The organism is Photobacterium arenosum, assembly GCF_014841115.1.
GTDB classification, from domain to species: domain Bacteria; phylum Pseudomonadota; class Gammaproteobacteria; order Enterobacterales; family Vibrionaceae; genus Photobacterium; species Photobacterium arenosum.
Map to the genome: position 1 here is coordinate 1 of NZ_JACYTP010000001.1, position 17,930 is coordinate 17,930.

At 50.2% G+C, this 17,930-nt stretch carries 6 protein-coding genes; 4 read left to right on the forward strand and 2 right to left on the reverse strand.

Annotated features, from left to right (window positions below; translation table 11 throughout):
• Positions 1 to 321 precede the first annotated feature (321 nt).
• Together IFO68_RS00005 and malK are read right to left on the reverse strand one after the other, a co-directional pair.
• Positions 322 to 507: a hypothetical protein gene (locus IFO68_RS00005; RefSeq protein WP_027251572.1), complete on the reverse strand. Its 186-nt coding sequence runs from the start codon at positions 505 to 507 to the stop codon at positions 322 to 324.
• A 253-nt stretch (positions 508 to 760) separates the two neighbouring features.
• Positions 761 to 1,870 carry a maltose/maltodextrin ABC transporter ATP-binding protein MalK gene (malK, locus tag IFO68_RS00010; RefSeq protein WP_192013541.1) on the reverse strand — a complete coding sequence of 370 codons (1,110 nt, stop codon included), beginning with the start codon at positions 1,868 to 1,870 and terminating at the stop codon, positions 761 to 763.
• A 602-nt stretch (positions 1,871 to 2,472) separates the two neighbouring features.
• On the opposite strand from malK, the gene malE reads away from it, so the two are divergent.
• The 4 genes from malE to IFO68_RS00030 all read left to right on the forward strand — a co-directional run bounded on the left by malE (position 2,473) and on the right by IFO68_RS00030 (position 17,925).
• On the forward strand, positions 2,473 to 3,654 hold the full coding sequence (gene malE / locus IFO68_RS00015) for a maltose/maltodextrin ABC transporter substrate-binding protein MalE (RefSeq protein WP_192013546.1): 1,182 nt from the start codon (positions 2,473 to 2,475) through the stop codon (positions 3,652 to 3,654).
• A 106-nt stretch (positions 3,655 to 3,760) separates the two neighbouring features.
• Positions 3,761 to 5,302, forward strand: a complete 1,542-nt coding sequence (gene malF, locus IFO68_RS00020; RefSeq protein ID WP_192014510.1) for a maltose ABC transporter permease MalF — start codon at positions 3,761 to 3,763, stop codon at positions 5,300 to 5,302.
• A gap of 11 nt (positions 5,303 to 5,313) precedes the next feature.
• Positions 5,314 to 6,204 (forward strand): maltose ABC transporter permease MalG, encoded by an 891-nt coding sequence (malG, locus tag IFO68_RS00025; protein ID WP_192013548.1) that lies wholly within the window; start codon positions 5,314 to 5,316, stop codon positions 6,202 to 6,204.
• A gap of 465 nt (positions 6,205 to 6,669) precedes the next feature.
• On the forward strand, positions 6,670 to 17,925 hold the full coding sequence (locus IFO68_RS00030; protein ID WP_192013550.1) for a T1SS-143 repeat domain-containing protein: 11,256 nt from the start codon (positions 6,670 to 6,672) through the stop codon (positions 17,923 to 17,925).
• Positions 17,926 to 17,930 lie beyond the last annotated feature (5 nt).

The following is a 17,930-nucleotide window of genomic DNA, read 5'->3' on the forward strand; positions in this document are numbered from 1 at the left end:
CAACTGCTGATAATTCATGGTAGTACTGCTTGTTTCTTTGGCGAGAAGAGCGTACCACTTTTAGCAGTTGGCTTCCTCTTCTACACCTTCCCATGAATGTCGCACTTATTATCTGAAATCGGGTTTCATTTTATACATAGAGTCGTCTGTTGGCATGGAGATAATTTGTTATTTTCAAACCTTAGAGATTGATTTTAACAATCCGTAAACTTTCTGTTCCACGAGGGGAGCTGGAGTTGGAAGCGATTACCTCATGAAAGACACTGAAATCTCAGCCCGGCCATAATCAGGCCGGGCTGAGGAATATCTTACTGGTGGTAATTACTCTCCATCATCGGGATAGAAGCGACCTTCCGGGGTGTAAGGTTCTTTATCATCCACAATACTGCGCTGGCCACGAATTTCTCTCAGTTGGTGTTCAAGCATTCTTACCTGCTGATAATCTCCCTCCTGATAAGCGGCTGTGAGGCGTAGTTCAATGTCTTCAATGCGTTCTCGGATACTCATTGTGACCTCCGGCTCAATAGCTGTGACACAGTGCCAGTCAGTGTCTTCCTGACACGTTCCACTAACAAGCATACTGTAAAAAAGCCGACCTGTTTATTCCTATAAGAGGCAGGTTGTACTGTGTATTAGATGTATTAGAAATAAAGAAACCGGAAAGCCAGATTGGCTCCCCGGTTATTGAGATGAAAATGGAGTAGATTCAGCTTTATAGCTAAATGGCAGGCGACTAAACTGATGCCCGGACGGATTGAGATTACACCCCAAATTCCTGGAAGAGTCTGCGGCAAGCCAGGCCGTCGCGATGGAACAGGTGACAGCGATGCGCCGGAATACCAACTTTGAGCACCTGGCCTGCATCGACATCCAGTATGTCTGGCTGACGGTACACGAAATCGGCATCAACCCCTTTAAGGTTCAGATAAACCTGAGTTTCGTTGCCCAGCTTTTCTACCACCTGAATATCACCTTCTACTGTGGCGTCACCTTCATCACCTGAGAGCAGGTGTTCAGGACGAATGCCCAGCGACATGCGGTCCCCGCGGGTGACTGTGGTGCCATCAACAGGGATCCAGAAAGTGGTGCCGTTAGCAAGCTGAACCATCACGCGATCTTTTTCAACCTGCTCGACAAACACGCTGATGAAATTCATTTTAGGCGAACCAATGAAGCCGGCAACAAACCGGTTCTCTGGGTAATGGTATAACTCAAGAGGCTTACCAACCTGAGAGACGAAACCGCCATCAAGCACGACAATCTTATCAGCCATCGTCATGGCTTCTACCTGATCATGGGTCACGTAGATCATGGTGCAACCGAGTTGTTTATGCAGTTTGGCGATTTCAATCCGCATTTGGACACGAAGCGAAGCGTCGAGATTGGACAAAGGCTCATCGAGCAGGAAGACATTCGGTTGCGCGACCAGTGTACGGCCAATAGCGACACGCTGACGCTGACCGCCTGACAAAGACTTGGGCTTGCGGTCTAAAAGGTGGCCTAACTGAAGGATGTCGGCGGCGTTTTCTACCCGCTTACGAATTTCTGCTTTATCGGCTTTCGCCAGTTTCATTCCGAACGACATATTGTCGAACAGGTTCAGGTGCGGATACAGCGCATAAGACTGAAAGACCATACCCACACCGCGCTGGGCAGGTGGGATATCATTCATACGCTGTTCACCTATGTATAAATCACCTGAGGTAATGTCTTCCAGGCCAGCAATACAGCGCAACAGAGTGGATTTACCGCAGCCTGATGGCCCGACAAACACCACAAATTCTCCTTCAGCGATATCCAGATTGACGTTTTTTGAAATCAGGTTATCGCCATAAGCTTTACTAACATTGCGTAAAGTGACACTCGCCATCTGGCTTCCCTCTATATTTTGTCTCTGGCCCGCACAATGGTAGATGTCATTAGGCGTGCCAGTAAAGTCGGTGTAGAAAAAACAGGGTAGCGCCCAAAGTACAGCGGCATTGGAGTGGCTGCTACCCGTAAACTGCGAAAATGACTTCCCCAACATTCTCGCAGGTGTGACGATGCCAAGTGGTGGACATCAATGTTGCTTCATGCAGCAACAATCAACAATAAAAAGACAGTTTACCGTTGAACACGCTCAAGCCTTGTTGAGGTTGATGTCATTGTGCGGAAAACACCTTAATACAACATCCTCCCTGCACTATTCTTCTCAGGGGGATGAGTGGGGGAGGAGTATTCAGATCACATTTTCTCAGACGTCGTGCTGCCTGTTGAAATCATTGCAAGTAGTATGTGCTCTCTGTCACGAATGGTCGTTGTTTTTTGAACTTGGTCACCTCCGTAAATGATAAGGATCACGATTTCCACTCTGCGCTATGGGGGGCGTAGCGTCTGGGATGATGCTTCATAGGGATGACTGATAGATGATAGAGGCTGGAAAATGTGTTGCCGATTGAAAACGCAACGATAACCATCTGGAAGGATATAACAATGAAGAAAGTCCTCAGTACTGTCGCACTCTGTACCCTTGCCGCACTCAGTTCTGTTTCAGCGCATGCTGCTATTGAAGAAGGTCAGATCACTATCTGGATTAATGGTGATAAAGGCTATACTGGCCTGGCCGAAGTGGGCAAAAAGTTTGAAGCTGACACGGGCATCAAAGTCACGGTTGAACATCCTGATAAGTTGGAGGAGAAATTCCCTCAGCTGGCATCAACCGGTGATGGTCCGGATATCGTACTCTGGGCACACGACCGTTTTGGTGGCTACGCTCAGGCAGGCCTGCTGACAGAAGTGAAACCTTCTGATGCGTATCGTAGCAAGTTTGCTGATTTTACCTGGGATGCCGTGTCGTACAACGGTAAATACGTAGGTTATCCGGTTGCGGTAGAAGCATTATCATTGATTTATAACAAAGATTTACTGCCTGATCCGCCAAAGAACTGGGAAGACGTGGTTGCTCTGGATGCTGAGCTGAAAAAGCAAGGTAAACGCGCCATTATGTGGAACCTGCAAGAACCCTTCTTTACCTGGCCACTGCTTGCAGCTGACGGCGGTTATGCCTTTAAATTCACCGCTTCCGGCTATGACGCGAAAGATGTTGGCGTAAACAACGAGGGCGCAAAGCGTTCCATGAGCTTTGTGAAGAGCCTGGTTGATAAAGGTGTGATTGCCCCTGACGTCGATTATGCCATCGCTGAGGCTGGTTTTAACAAAGGTGATGTGGCTATGACAATCAATGGCCCCTGGTCTTGGGCGAACATTGATAAAGCGGGCATTAATTATGGCGTGGCCATGCTGCCTAAGTTGAATGGCAATCCGTCCAAGCCATTTGTTGGCGTACTGACTGCAGGTATCAGCTCTGCTTCGCCAAACAAAGATCTGGCCGTTGAGTTTATTGAGAACTATCTGCTGACTAACGATGGTCTGCGGACTGTCAACAATGACACCCCGCTGGGTGCGGTTGCGTTGAATTCGTTTCAGGAAGAGCTGAGCTCGGATGCCCGTATTTCTGCGACGATGGGGAATGCGATGAACGGTGAAGTCATGCCGAATATTCCTCAGATGTCTTCTTTCTGGTATGCAGAGAAAGCAGCGATTAACAATGTGGTTAACGGGCGTCAGTCTGTGGAAGACGCATTAAATACTGTTGCTGATCGAATGACCAAGTAAACTTACCTATCGGAGCAAGCACCTGCTTGCTCCTTCCTCAGACGTACTGCGAGGAACGCTGATGCAGTCTCATCATGTTGCCGAACTGGCCCTTGACGCTACCGATATGACAATGAACTCAAAAAACAAACCTGCCCTGCGAACCTGGCTCAAGTGGGCCGCGCTGGGCGGAGTGAGCGCCATTAACGGTTATGCCACCATACTTATGTATGCACGTGCTGAATATGCGTTTGCATTACTGACCCTTATTCTGACAGCTCTGGGCGTTTATGTGTTTGCCCGCAAGAGTACCTATGCGCATCGTTATATTTATCCGGGTGTCGCCGGGATGATTCTGTTTATCATCTTTCCTCTCGTGTATACCGTTGGCCTCTCCTTCACAAACTACAGCGGGAGCAACCAGCTTAGCTTTCAGCGCGCCCAGTCAGTGTTAATGGAACAGTCCTTTCAGACAGGTGAAAGCTATAGCTTTTCTCTGTATGGCGAGGAGGGGCGCTATCAGTTAGCACTCAATACTCAGGATGGCTGGTATCTGAGTGAACCCATTGACCTGAAGGCATTGCCTGAATCGTTAAGCTTGTCTCTGTCCCAACAGCCGTCGACAGATGCGGCGCCACTAAAAACAGTGATTCAGAACCGTCAGCAGTTGAGCGCTCTGGTCGTCAGCTTGCCAAACGGCGAAAAACTGACAATGTCAGGCTTGCGTAAGTTTGCCGCCAGCCAGTCGCTTTTTGCACTGCAGAATGATGGTGAAACGCTGATCAACCAACAGACCAAGCAGGTGTACAAACCCAATTGGGAAACGGGTTATTATCAGGAAGTCAACGAGGCAGGGCAGTTTATCGGCGAGTCGATGTCGCCGGGCTTTATCGTCAACAGCGGCTGGGACAACTTCACCCGGATATTTACCGATCCTGGTATTCAGGGGCCATTTGTCAGTATTTTTATCTGGACCATAGTGTTCTCGGCCCTGACTGTTGTGTTCACTCTGGCGGTTGGTGTCGTACTGGCACAGGTGGTGTCCTGGGAGGCATTGAAAGGACGTGGCCTTTACCGCGTGCTGCTCATTTTGCCTTATGCCGTACCTGCCTTTATTTCGATTCTTATATTCAAAGGCCTGTTTAATCAGAGTTTTGGCGAAATTAATCAGGTATTACAAGGTCTGTTTGGCTTGAGTCCATCATGGTTCACCGATCCGTTTCTGGCTAAAACCATGATTCTGATTGTGAACACCTGGCTGGGATACCCTTATATGATGATTCTGGCAATGGGCCTGCTGAAAGCCATTCCTGATGATTTGTATGAAGCTTCCGCCATGGATGGGGCTGGCCCGTTGGATAACTTCTTCCGCATTACGCTGCCCATGCTGGTGAAACCGATGGTGCCACTCTTGATTGCCAGTTTTGCCTTTAACTTTAATAACTTTGTATTGATTCAACTGCTGACAAACGGCGCGCCGGATATGCTGGGTACCAGCGTACCTGCCGGTCATACGGATCTTCTGGTGAGTTATACCTATCGCATTGCTTTTGAAGGTGCGGGCGGACAGGATTTTGGTTTGGCTGGTGCGATTGCCACATTGATATTCTTGCTGGTAGGCGGATTGTCGTTACTGAATATGAAATTCACAAAACTGGATGCTGAGTAAGGGGAAGACTCATGGCGATGGTACAACCAAAATCTTTGAAATATCGCGTTTGGGCGACGCATATAGCAATGTGGTGCTTTCTGGCGCTGATCATGCTGCCACTGTTGATGGTAGTCGCTATTTCCTTCCGTGAAGGGAATTATGCCTCTGGTGAACTTATCCCAAGTGATCCGTCGCTGGAACACTGGAAACTGGCGTTAGGGATTGCTGTCGAACATGCCGATGGCAGTAAAACAATGCCGCCGTTTCCGGTACTGACCTGGCTTTGGAATTCTGTGAAAGTTGCCGGGCTCACTGCCATCGGAATTGTGGCATTGTCCACAACTTGCGCTTACGCTTTTGCCAGAATGCGCTTTGCCGGTAAAAGCCAAATTCTGCGTGCTATGCTGATATTACAGATGTTTCCGCCAGTTTTGGCATTGGTAGCATTGTATGCATTGTTCGACCGCCTGGGAGCCTATGTTCCGTTTCTTGGCATGAATACTCACGGTGGTGTGATCTTTGCTTACATGGGAGGTATTGCTCTGCACGTGTGGACAATAAAAGGGTACTTTGAATCCATCGACAACTCACTGGAAGAAGCAGCAGCGTTAGATGGGGCAAGCCCATGGCAGGCATTCAGGCTGGTTTTGCTACCGTTATCTGTACCTATCCTGTCTGTAGTGTTTATTCTTTCGTTTATTGCCGCTGTAACCGAAGTTCCTGTTGCATCCTTGTTATTACGTGATGTAAATTCCTACACGTTAGCTGTTGGAATGCAGCAATATTTGTATCCGCAAAATTATCTATGGGGTGACTTCGCAGCCGCTGCTGTGTTGTCTGCATTACCGATTACTCTGGTATTTTTGCTGGCTCAGAAATTTCTTGTCGGTGGTCTGACTGCCGGAGGGGTAAAAGGATAATTATAAACAGGCCTGCTTTCACTTAGGTGCAGGCCACTCCCGAGATGAATACTTAGCTTTGGTTTGGCCGCCGATCTGTTAAGTCACTTCTCTCACATTATTGGCGTTGCTGCATAGCTGGACCTTCTCTCTGTTTTTATACAGACAGTGGTTTGATTGGTAACCATAGCCCGGTGTTTTCACCGGGCTTTTTATTATTGGAGCAATCAATACCATTACATTTCGAAGGGAGCTTCTGACGTTCGCTCATAGCCATTCCCATTAGTCCCGCCCACTTTTCCCTCTTTAAACGCCACCTGAAGAATGTGTCTTTTATTCATACAGTGAATCCTGGATATTGAACTTTTTTGCTTGCAATAATTTTACTTGTGTTTGTGGACAAAAATAATAATCTGATATGCGACTCGTTTTATTGTGAATGAGTTGGTACGGGTTAATCAGTGTTCGAAGTGCAGGGAGCAGGCAATGGATCCAATATTTTATATTGAGATTGAGGGGGTCATCTGGAAAGTGATGCCAGACGGAAGCTGGCAAAGACTGGCTCCGGATGAGCACATGGATCCAGCCATCACGCTGGTAGAAGATACCGCTCAGCTTGAGCAAGCCGTACAAGTTGGCGAGCAAGACTCCTCATCGTCGGTTCCGGCAGCTTCTGACATTGATACCCCTGCATCATCAACATCGACCTCTTCAGACGATAGCCAGGATCTCTCCAGCGACAGCGCAGGCTTTGTTACTTATATCTCGCCAGATTTACCTGAAGTGTTGCCGGAAGCCGGCTTCAACACCCAGCCGACTTCGTACCGGGCTGAAACGAATTCTCCGGCTGACGGTGTACTCAATCTGCTTAGTACAGAAGCCAGACTGACGGTACAGATTGATGACGGTGGTGATGGCTATGAAAATCGATTTGAAGTGCCTTCGGTAACGATCAGCGGTGATGCCTTTGAAATCCGGGACGGCTGGACCATTTCCGTGACTGTCACTGATGTAAACGGACAAACAGTGTCGCTGACAGCAAAAGTCAGGGATGAAAGGTACGAGATTGATAATGTTGATTTGAGCGGCCTTGCCGAAGGGCCACTGAACGTTTATGCCATTGCTACAGACGCACTGGATAATAGCGTTGATGCGACGGATGCCACCATTAAGGACACACTGGCCGAGCTCAGCGTGGACATAGACGGCAACGGCGATAACTATCTCAATCTGGCCGAAATCAGTCAGGATCAAACCAAAGTCACACTACAGCTGACTCATGTCGAAGATGGACAGGCCGTAAAAGTCGTCATTTCTGATTCTTCGGGTAACACTCTGGATTATGATGGTATCGTTTCAGGTGGCCAGGTTGTACTGGAGCAACTGGATCTGTCATCACTGTCTGATGGCCAGTTAACCGTTAGTGCTGTCACCAAAGATGTGGCGGGCAACCCGGCCTCTGGCACAGACACCATCATCAAAGATACTCAAGCTGCTATCACTGTGGGTGTATTTGGTAATGGTGATGATTACCTCAATAAAGAAGAGTCTCTGTCAAGCTGGGCTGGCGGAACCGTTACTCATGTAGAAAACGGGCAGTCTGTCTATGTCACTGTGACGGATTCAGCCGGTACAAGCATTCAGGTTGAAACCCAAGTCATCAACGGCAAGTGGCTCGCAACTGGTGATATCTCGTCGTTGGCGGACGGTGAGGTAACAGTAACGGCAGAAACCACGGATATTGCAGGTAATCCAGCGATCAGTACGGACACCATCATCAAAGATACTCAGGCCGCCGTCACAGTGGATATCGACGGGCAGGGTGATAATTTCCTCAATCAGTTTGAAGTTCCCGTCAGCGATATCACAGGCACAGTCGATAATGTCGAAGACGGCCAGACGGTGTTCGTCACCATTACAGACATCAATGGCGATACAGTGACCGCTCAAACCACGGTAGCCGGCGGAGCCTGGAGCCTGCCGGATCTGGATCTCAGCGGCTTGTCAGACGGCGAACTGAGGGTACAGGCGGACACCACAGACATCGCAGGCAACCCGGCTACCAATACAGACACCATCATTAAAGATACCCAGGCCGCTGTGACTGTCGGGGTGTTCGGTAATGGTGATAACGTTATCAACCAGGCCGAATCAGTCTCCAGCTGGGCCGGTGGTACAGTGACCCATGTTGAAGACGGTCAGACAGTGACGGTATCGGCCACTGATATCAACGGGCTGACTGTTCAGACGCAGACGACTGTGGTGGACGGTAAGTGGGTGGTGAACGGCGATGTGTCGTCGCTGGCGGACGGTGAGCTGACCATTAAAGTCGAGACAGTCGATGTGGCGGGTAACCCGGCTTCCAGCATCACCAGCATATTAAAAGATACGCAGGCGGCCATCACGGTAGATATTGACGGCAAAGGCGATAACTATCTCAACAAAGCCGAAGTTCCTGTCTCTGATATCACAGGGACAGTCAATCACGTTGAAGACGGCCAGAGCGTCACTGTCACCATCACAGACATTCATGGTGCGACTGTGACAACAGAAGCCACTGTTTCTGCAGGCGTCTGGTCTGTCGACGATCTGGATCTCAGCAGCCTGGCAGACGGCGAGCTGACGGTTCTGGCGGAAACCACAGACTTAGCAGGCAACCCGGCCTCAAACACAGATACCATCCTCAAAGACACGCAGGCGGGCCTCACAGTTACCATAGACGGCAAAGGGGATGACTTCCTCAATGCGGCTGAAGCCCCTGTCAGTGATCTTTCCGGTACGGTCGACAACGTAGAAGACGGTCAGATTGTGTCTGTCACTGTGACTGATGTTAACGGTGACACTGTCACCAAAGGCACCACAGTCTCGGGGGGTGTCTGGTCTGTCGACGATCTGGATCTCAGTAGCCTGGCGGACGGCGAGCTGACGGTGCTGGCAGAAACTACGGATATCGCAGGTAACCCGGCCGCCAATACCGATACTATCGTCAAAGATACACAGGCGGCCATTTCGGTTGAAATAGTAAGCCATGGTGATAACTATCTGAATAAGCAAGAGTCCGAGTCGAGCTGGGCTGGCGGTACGGTGTCCAATGTGGAAGACGGCCAGACTGTGCACATTACCGTCACGGATTCGTCAGGAAAGGTGGTGGAGCTGGAAACGACTGTCGTTGATGGCAAATGGACCATCAACGGCGATATCTCGTCACTGGCCGAAGGTGAACTGACAGTCAAAGCCGACACCACGGACCTGGCAGGCAACCCGGCCACATCAGCAGCCTCGGTGATAAAAGACACACTGGCCGCCGTCACAGTGGATATCGACGGGCAGGGCGATAATTTCCTCAATCAGTTTGAAGCTCCCGTCAGCGATATCACAGGCACAGTCGATAATGTCGAAGACGGCCAGACGGTGTTCGTCACCATCACAGACATCAATGGCGACACAGTGACCGCTCAAACCACGGTATCCGGCGGAGCCTGGAGCCTGCCGGATCTGGATCTCAGCGGCTTGTCAGACGGCGAACTGACGGTACAGGCGGACACCACAGACATCGCAGGCAACCCGGCCACCAACACAGACATCATCATCAAAGATACCCAGGCGACTATTACGGTTAATGTAGACAGTGGTTCTGATGGTTTTCTGAATCCGTCAGAACTGCCAGCCACGCGTTTGTCAGGCGCTGCAACTCATGTTGAAGATGGTCAGACGGTGACCATAGTCGTTACCGATAGTAATAATGTGTCGCAAAGCTTCACCGCCATTGTTAACCAGGGCATCTGGGAAACCACGCAAGATTTGTCAGCGCTGGCTGACGGCCCGCTGAGTGTCACGGTAGCCACCAGCGATCTAGCCGGTAACCCGGCCACTGCGACAGATAACACAGTGGTTATTGATACTCAGGTGACTATAGACATAGACACGCTTGACGGTCTGGGTATTTACAACTTCAAGGGCGGCAACCTGACCTCGCTACAAGGGACGACTACAGGGGCCGAAGAAGGCCAGGCCGTCACAGTGACTGTCTCTGATGGGGCGAACAGTGTGTTGCTTACCGGTCAGGTCGCGGCTGATGGCAGATGGCTGATTGAAAATATAGATATCAGCTCGCTGAACGCACAGGCAACCTGGACGATGGATGCCAGCGTGACCGATCTGGCTGGCAACCAGGCAATCGATGATATGCCGACACTGGTGCTGCCTGGCAGTGTCGTGCTGGAAGAATCTGAATTAGGTCCAAATGGTGATGGCACATCCGAAGCGGTGTCAGAGATTAATATTCAATTTGCTGAGTTCAGTATTCATGCGGATCAACCCTACCTCAATGCGCTGACGTCAAATGGCTTGTCAGCCAGTGCAGAATTGTCTGCTGATGGTCAGAGCCTGAACGTCATTCGCAGCGATGGCAAATTGATACTAAGTGCCGTGATTAACGGAGCAGGCGATGGGATAACCGTTACTTTGTATGCGCCCATCGATCAGGGGATTGGTACCGACACCACCCAAACGGCCATCATGATAGAAGGCACACAGCATGATGCGGACGGCACTACAGAAACCGTGCTCGCACCTGTTGTCACCTATATTCTCGATTCAGAGCCTGTTGCGACGGATGACTCTTTTGATGTTGTTGAAGCCTCGCTGAGTTCAGGCAATATCCTTGATAATGACTATGACCTGGATAAAGGGCTGGTGGTGCGTTTCATTCGTCACGATTTTGATGGCGATAACGTGATGCAGGATGCAGCAATTCCTGTTGGTGGAAGTGCTGTATTTACGACCGCACAGGGTGTGCTGACGATATTCAGTGATGGTCGGTGGACATTAGAGGCAGATCGTAACCTGGATAACAGTCAGGAACAGGCTGTGCGGTTTTCTTATCTGGCCGGTGACAGCGATATAGATTACGACATTGCAGATGTCGTCATCAATGTCCATGACGGCGCTGCAGGATCGATAAGCGATGATGCCGCGACGGCCACTGAAGGCAAAGTGTCAGACAGCCCCCAGTCTTTTGACGGCAGCATTCAGTTTATTGCCGGTTCTGATGATCCCGCTACAGCGACGTTTGCTTTCGACCCGGCGACGTTAGCATCATTAAATGCGCTTCAATTGACGACTGGTGCAGGTAATCAGTTTATCCAGTTTACCTTAAGCAGCGACGGCCGGGTGATCTCCGGGACCACGGCTGAGGGCGAGATCGTACTCAGTATGACAATGTCAGGCAAAGTGGTTGGCAGTGATATTGAAGGCAATATTCAGCTGACGCTGGCACGGCCGATTAATCACACGTCGTCGAATGATGCCATCACTCTGCCGGTGATCATTCTCGGTGAAGACTCGGACGGCACGACGATTCATGCCGGTGAATTTGTCTGGACGTTAAAAGATGGTGCTGATCCTCAGCTGACCTCTGTGTCAGGTGTCAACCTCAATGAAGATGATCTGGAATCCGGGGATGTTACCGGGCAGGGCAGTTTCAATCTCACTGTCGGCAGTGATGCCATTCAGAGCCTGGCATTTAATCTTGCTGATCAACCGGAATTAAGCAGCGGTGGAGAGCCGATTACCTACACGCTTTCAGCCGATGGCAGTCTGTTGACAGCCTGGGCCGGTGGTGAAGAAGTCTTTACTGTTCAATTGGGAAGCTTTCAGCCGGAAGCTGACGCCACAGTGACTTATGACATTACGCTGAAAAAAGCCATCGATCAGCTCAACGGAGATACTGCGCTGCCTCTTGTCGTGACGACGATTGACGATGACGGTGACAGTTCAACATTAACCCTTCCCATTAATGTTAATGACAGCCAGTCCGGTGGCATTACTTCCGGGGCCATATCAGTTACAGAATTACCTAAGGTTGAAGCGGCACTTGATGCAGACGCGACAGTCTCGCTCACTGTCACTGCGAACAAAGATCCGATTATCAAAATTGGCCTTCAGCTGAGCAATGGCGATCCTGTACTGGACAGTAACGGCCAGCCCGTCACCCATAATCATGAAGCCCTGATCTGGCGCGACAACGGCGATGGCAGTTACGATGCCGTTCTGCCAAATGGCCAAAGCGTGTTTACGGTTTCCTTGCCTGAAACAATCTCTGTTGCTTCAGGTACAGTGGCCAATGTTGATCTTAACTTCACTCTGCATCAGCCTGTCGACCACGGCAACTCTGGCCTGGAAGATACTCAGCTTGAGCTGAATTTACCTGTGGTAGTCACAGACAGTGATGGAACAGAGCAGCAAGCAGACACGACAGTGACCGTGTTTGACGGCAAAGATCCGGTGTTGTCTGTGGCAGGCTCCATCTCTGTGGATGAAGATGGGTTGCTGGGTGATGGCACAGAAGATGGCGTTTCTTCAACAACCCCTGTGATATCAGTCGCTAAAGGCAGTGACGACATCGCTGAAATTGTACCGGATGTGGATGCATTTAATGCCTTGGGCTATCAGAGTGGCGGCGAGGCTGTGTTACTGAGTGATAAAGATGCCAATGGCTGGTATATCGCTAAAACTCAGACATCGGGTGACGAGGTATTCAGGCTCAAACTCAACACCGATGGCACAACGGAGTTTGTGTTGGTTTCTTCACTGGATCACCCGACGGGTAACGGTGAAAACAACCTGCCGCTCAACTTTAACGTCCATGCCGTTGATATGGATGGCGACACGTCAGCCAGCGTGACGCTTACCGTGAATGTGCAGGATGCTGTGCCGGAAAGCACCGACAGTACGCTGGAACTGGTTGAGGGGGAAATCTTTTCGACCAATCTGCTTAGCGATGTTCGTATGGGCGCGGATGGCGGAGAGCTGAACCGTTTTATCTATAACGGTGTTGAATATAACTTCGAGACCGCGGGTGTGGATTATTTCGATGTCGATTTGGTCAACACTGAGAATAATGAAACCTATGGCTCATTTCGTTTGTACAAAGATGGCCGGCTGGATCTGACCACAAAGGGCTCGGTGCAGACAGATCCAACTGTAATTGATGATCTGACTTATGTGGTTCGTGATAACGACGGCGATGAAGCAACCAATACCGCAAACCTGATCCTTGGCGATAATGCCGGCAGTATAAGAACATTGAATACTGAAACGCTGGAAGATACCCAGACTGGCTCTCTGCATATCTTCGTAACCCCAGGCGATAACGATCAGGGCGAGCGGGTAGCATCAATTCAAATCAGTGAGGCGTCGTTACAGGGTGGCACCTTGTATCTCAATGGTCAGGCACTAACGGCAGAAAATGGTTATGTCACATTGACGGGCGACCAACTGAGCAGTCTTCCCGGCGAAGTGACTGTGTTTCCTAATGGTAGCCTGACGTATATCCCACCACAGAATCAGTCGAATACGACAACGACAATCTCGCTTGATGTCAGTGCTGTGATAAGCACAACGAATGGGGATAAGTTGATCGATGGCACCCTTGATGTTTCCGTCTTACCTGTCGCGGATGCCCCGGAATGGGCGGAGTCCACTTTTGCCTATGACCTGGTAGAAGATGACCCCAATGTAGTCAATGTAGACATCACAGCCAATCTGGTGGATCAGGACGGCTCAGAAAATCTGAGCTACAAACTCAGTGGCATTCCTGACGGCATTACCCTGATGCTTAACGGCAGTGTGGTTCAGGAAGGGAAAGCCTACACACAGGCGCAGTTGTCACAAATGACAATACGTACCGACGCCAACCTGGCAGGTGTTTTCACCTTCACCGTTATTGCCATTGCGACTGAGAGCGGCAATGTGTTTGCTGACAGCAGTGATAAAACAGCACAGATTACTCATGAAGTCACGGTCAATGTCAGTCCGGATGCCGATGTCCCTAAATTATCTGTTCAGGATTATAAAGGGCTTGAAGATCAAGCTATTAACCTGAATAACATTATTACGGGTCAGTTAACAGATAAAGACGGCTCAGAAACACTCTCTTACCGCATGGAAGTGCAGGACGGCTGGCTGATCGAAGGTGGTACGGCGCAGGAAATATCGACGGGTGTCTATATGGTATCCGCGGATGAAGTGGCGGCAGGGCAGATAAGATTAATTCCGAAGCAGGATATCAGCTCTGTGATGGAATCGCTGTCCATTAAAGTGACGGCAATTGCCACTGAGTCCTCGGCGGATGGGCTGGATCCGATTAATCAGACGGCAGAGAGCGATACCCAAACCATTACGATTGAACTCAAAGGTGTGGTGGATACCCCGGATGTAACAGATGGCGGGCAGGGACACTGGCAGTTTGATACTGGCACACAGGTGATCTCGGGCACCCAGTCGTTTGCCGAAGATAGCCTTATTCCTCTCGATTTCATTATCAGTACGTCGGACGATGATCAGTCTGAAGTGCTGAATTTGCTGTTAACCAATCTGCCTGATGGTTTTACCCTGGTTGACAGTGCGGGTAATCCCGTTGTGTTGCCAATTGCCAATGTCGACCCTGACACCGGTATCCAGTACCAGATATCCAGTGAACAATTACAGAATACCTACCTCAAGGCACCGCAGGATTTCAGCGGTGATATCCACCTGGATATTTTGGTGGTTTCAACAGAACCGGATGGCGACTCTGACACGTTCAATCTGGGGGTTGATATTAGCGTTTCTCCTGTGGTTGATGAACAGGATGGCACAATATTCACCGCTGACGGTATAGAGGACAGAGCCGCCAGTTTTGCCGTTTTGCCTGTTCCCGGCCAGGATGCGGATGGCAGTGAAACACTGACGGGATACAAGATTGATTCCCTTCCTGATCAGCTGACGCTCTTTTTTGATGGTGTTGAAATTCAGGTACCGGAAGGCGGGCTGGATATCAGCACGCTTGACCCGGACGCGACTCTGGCCGAACTGATCCAAAGCGGCCGGATGACTGTTCGTGCTTCGGAAGATTTGAGTGGTACCTTTACGCTACCGGTGTCTTATCAGGTCACGGACACCTCACCTGATAATGCCTCAGATACAGACGTCAAATGGATTCAGGCACAAGTGGATGTTCAGTTTCATGGTCGGGTTGAGTTGGATACGCATCTGGAATCAACGACAGAAGTGCTTGAAAGCACAGATGGCGGGCCAATAGATTTGTCAGATTCGGTCTGGTTTGTCGATGCGGATCTGGATGGTTCCGAATACCTGGATTATATCCTGATCAAGATGCCTCCCGGTTATAACTTTATTGTTGAGCATCCCAACGGGGCGACACAGGATGCCGAGGGGAACTGGGTGATCCCCGCCACAGGGCTGACCAGCGACTCCGTCAGGGAGCAGGCAGCTATGCTGCTCCAGCAGGCCACAATATCCAGTGCCTCAGATACAGACGTGGTCGAAATCATTGTCAGTGCCCGTGTCATCGACGATCAAGATGCGCGATTTATTGATACCTCATTGAATATACAAATAACGGGTCATTCAGGCGGCGGCACCTGTGATCCTGTCGGTCCACCGGACGATATTCGGGATAACAACGAGCCGGTTCATACCAAAGAAGGTGAACCGATTGATCTTTCCGGTTTACTCAATCCTGATGTTGCCAGCGATCCGGATAATGAGCTCTCCTTCTTCATTGATGCCTCAAGCTTACCTGAAGGCGTGACAATTCAGGGGCAGGGAGTGATCACTGAATACGATAACCAAGGCAATGTGATGGGTTACAGCATTCCGCCGGAAGGTTTATCAACGCTGCAGGTGGTGGGACTGGATGAAGACTGGGCGGGCAATCTGGTTCTGAATGTTGCAGTGATCGAAACCTCGGGCTGTAACGGTGACAGTGTCACGACCAATCAACAGGTCAACATAGTTGTTGAGCCGGTTGTCGATGATATTACGCTTACCGCAGATGCCACCAGCATCCAGGAAGATGTCGCAACGGATATCAATCTGGCCCTTATCCTGGGAGACAGTATTGAAACTGGCCAGAGCATAGAGGGAGAGGGGATCCCCGCTGAAGGGAAGGAAACGGTCAATACACTGACACTGACACTGACCCTGCCCGCTGACTGTGAACTGGTTGCCGATGATCCGGGACTGTTAGCTTATCAGGGCAATGGCGTATGGGTGATCAGTGATCCAGCCCGGCTTGATGAAATCACTTTAGTTCCGCCTGCTCATTTCAGTGGTGACATCACGATAACCGCGACCGCGAACATCACAGACGAAGCAACGGGCGTGGCTGTCACAGATACCGCAGACAAGTCTGCCACGATCACGATTAACGTTGCCCCCGTTACCGACTTGGCCCAACTGACGGCAGAGGATGTTGTTGGTGACGAAGACAGCTATATCGCGCTGTCTAATATCAGTGCATCTCTCATTGATACCGATGGTTCCGAGACCTTGTCCCTGTCAATTAAGGGCGTGCCTGATGGCGCGGTACTGGTGCTGAAACAGGGCGAAGAGTTCGTGCTATTACCAAACAATGGCTATGACGGAGGCACATTTAACGGCACACCGACAATGGCCTGGCAGGTGCAGCCTGATCAGTTGGCGAATATCTATATCTTACCGCCGCAGGATTTCAGTGGTGATTTACCGCTGTCGCTGGAGGCGATGACCCAAGAGATCGGCACCACAGATGTGAAATTTACCACTGAAGATTTTACCGTCGGCGTCAATCCGGTTGGTGATCATGCCCAGTTCTTTGGCGTGCCCGATACCCTGTCAGGTAGCGAAGGCGATCCGATTACTGTCCCGGTTAATATAACCAGCACTGAAACCAACAGTGATGAGTTCATTTCGTTGACAGTCACTGTAAATGCGGACTCTGACCCAACCGCCTTGATTGGGCTTGATCGCATCAAAGTCGGCGATCTTTTCGCTCGCTTCACTGTCAATGCCGATGGCAGTATGCAAGCGACTTTGATTGTCCAGGCCAATCAGATAGACAGCTTTGAGCTTTATGCCGGTGACGCATTTGGTGATCTGAACATCACTTTGACGGCCTCGACGGTTGATAACAATCAGGTGCTGGGCAATCCGGTAACAGATGTCGGCCCCGAGACCGCAGAAGACATGGTGATCTCGATAACGCCGGTTGTTGATGAGCCGGTTTTAACTGTTGAGTACCCCAGTATTATTGCTGAAGCCGATGGTCAGATACCGCTTGGATTGTCTTTGTCGCTGATTAATCCCGCCGGCAATGAGGAAGGAACACTGACCATTTCCGGATTACCGGACGGCCTGACGTTATCGGCTGGCACCAGGCAGGGCAGCGACTGGATTATTGATCAGAGCGATGTGGCCGGATTGAGTATTTCCGGTGGCTACAGCGGCAGCAGCGATTTTGAGCTGTCGATAACCCCTTCAGCAACTCTGGGTGGCGATACCGCAACCGGTATGCCGCAGAGCATTCAGGTCAGCCTGGTTGCCCCCGGCGATAACACTTTGACCGCAACCAGTGAAGCTGATCGTTTTGTTATGGATGGCGGTACAGCCGGTATTCCCTCAACCGACACTGTCATTAACTTTGATTATTCTGCCGACAGCGATGCCATTGATTTAAGTGGCATATTGGCTGGTCTGAACATCACCGACGGCGTGGCGGCAGATACTGTCATTGATTTCACGCAAAGCGCATCGGGTATCGAAATTCAGGTAAAACCGGATGAAAGCCAGATAGAGCAAATCATAGTGCTGGATAACGTCTCCCGTGATGATCTGTATGGTGGTAATGCATCGGGTGTGTCTGAAGCAGAATTGCTCCAGAAAATGATTGATGATCAAAACTTAATCGTAAATAGCTGAGCATG

What these genes read in the sequence shown, in the direction of transcription:
- IFO68_RS00005 (WP_027251572.1), bottom strand. Translation starts at nt 507, where the DNA reads ATGAGTATCCGAGAACGCATTGAAGACATTGAACTACGCCTCACAGCC.
- malK (WP_192013541.1), bottom strand. Translation starts at nt 1,870, where the DNA reads ATGGCGAGTGTCACTTTACGCAATGTTAGTAAAGCTTATGGCGATAAC.
- malE (WP_192013546.1), top strand. Translation starts at nt 2,473, where the DNA reads ATGAAGAAAGTCCTCAGTACTGTCGCACTCTGTACCCTTGCCGCACTC.
- malF (WP_192014510.1), top strand. Translation starts at nt 3,761, where the DNA reads ATGACAATGAACTCAAAAAACAAACCTGCCCTGCGAACCTGGCTCAAG.
- malG (WP_192013548.1), top strand. Translation starts at nt 5,314, where the DNA reads ATGGCGATGGTACAACCAAAATCTTTGAAATATCGCGTTTGGGCGACG.
- IFO68_RS00030 (WP_192013550.1), top strand. Translation starts at nt 6,670, where the DNA reads ATGGATCCAATATTTTATATTGAGATTGAGGGGGTCATCTGGAAAGTG.